We start from the raw sequence: 1,828 nt of genomic DNA on the forward strand, positions 1-1,828 counted from the left end.
GATAGTGTTAACACTATCTTTGTTTTATTTATTTAAAACCCTGCTATTGCAAGGATTGTAGCTGTTTTTAGCACAAAAAACAATGACCCCCTCTATTTGGTATAATTGTTGTAGCTTAACTCAACAAAAATTCCCGAAAGAAGGTGTCATTGTGAGTCCAATTATATCAATGTTAGTTACGTATAATCAAGTATTACTTTCTCAAATTAAACAATTACTTATTTTTATTGCTAAAAATATACCGCTAAAGGTTCCGAAATACGACATGACAAGTCCAAAATATAAAAAACTTACTGTTGATAAATTACCAATTATTAAAACTTTTGAAAAGCTTAATTACAAGCAAATATTAAATGAGTATAAAATCACTCATGGTAAAGATAAAAAGCCTGTAAATTCTCGGGGTAAAAATCCTGTATCACCTGATACTATATGCCCTCAATGTGGTGCTCCGCACATCTATATTTACGATAACACTGGCGGCCGTGGACAGCTTTGGTGTAAAATTTGTGATTTGCATTTCAACAAAAACAAGGTTGATTTCAAAACTGAGACTTTCATTTGCCCATTTTGTGGACACACCCTAAGTAAGAAAAAGGATCGTAAAAATTTTTACATACATAAATGTGTTAATAAAAAATGTAGTTATTACATGGATTCTTTTGCGAAACTTTCATTTGAAGATATTAAAGAATACAAGAAAGATAAACACAAATTTAAACTACATTACATTTATCGTGAGTTTACCACTAATTATTTTGATGTAGATTTATCTTCTATGCCTAAGGGTGCTACTAGCCTTAAATTCAGAAATTTTTCTTCTCATGTAATGGGTCTTTGTCTAACATATAACGTTAATTTGGGACTATCTACACGCCGTACTGCGCTTGCTCTGTGGGAAATACATGGAGTTAAGATATCTCATGTCATGGTTAGCAGATATGCCATTGCAGCTGCCGCTTTTGTTAAACCGTATGTCGATAATTATGACTATAAGCCCACTAATTATCTTGCTGCTGATGAAACTTACACTAAAGTCAAAGGAGTCCATCAATATATCTGGCTTGTTATGGATGCCATCAAAAAATCAATTTTAGGATATCAGGCGTCGTTTAGCCGTGATACTGGCCCTTGCATTTTAACTATGCGGATGGCTTTTGATAAGTATAAAGAATTTCCCGGCAAGTCCCTTAAATTCGTTGCTGATGGCTATACCGCATATAAGCTTGCGGAGCAACAGTTTAAACTTAATAACATGGACTTTGACGTAACCCAAGTAATCGGACTTACTAATTCTGATCCTATTTCAACTGAATATCGTTGGCTTAAACAAATAATAGAACGTCTAAATAGAACCTTTAAATTCTCGTATAGGGTTACAAATGGTTTTGGTAGTGAAGAAGGTTCCAACACGCACTTGGCTTTATTTGTAGCCTATTATAACTTTCTCCGCCCGCATAGCTACTCCTATTGGGGACCATTAAACTCTATTCCTGAGCTTGAGAAAATTCCAACGATGCCTGGTAAATGGCAAAAATTAATTGAACTTTCTCAACAACTTATAATTGAAAAGCAAGTTATATAGCTGAATTTACGATTTAGTTTTTGATATAACCAAATTATCTTCACCTTCAGTGTTCTGAAAAAAAGGAACAATCTTAAAGGTGTATTTTTGCTGTGCTTTTTTACTTAACAAGAAAAAATCCCAAAGATTTGTTGATAACAAAACTAATGTTTCATTCCTTTTAGATATATTTTCACTTTTCAAAGTACAATTTAAATCTTAAAATTTTCAATCTAGTTTTTTCATAGGTTAGTTAACACTATC

The 1,828-nt window shown here is 32.7% G+C and carries 1 protein-coding gene; it reads left to right on the plus strand.

Annotation, left to right across the window (positions count from 1 at the left end; all coding sequences use genetic code 11):
• The first annotated feature begins 151 nt into the window (after window positions 1-151).
• A complete protein-coding gene (locus tag KPL37_RS19355; RefSeq protein WP_216151702.1) occupies window positions 152-1,585 on the plus strand; it encodes a DDE-type integrase/transposase/recombinase in 1,434 nt (477 codons plus the stop codon).
• The last annotated feature ends 243 nt before the right edge of the window (window positions 1,586-1,828 follow it).

This window comes from Clostridium frigoris, from assembly GCF_018861865.1.
Lineage (GTDB): Bacteria > Bacillota > Clostridia > Clostridiales > Clostridiaceae > Clostridium_AD > Clostridium_AD frigoris.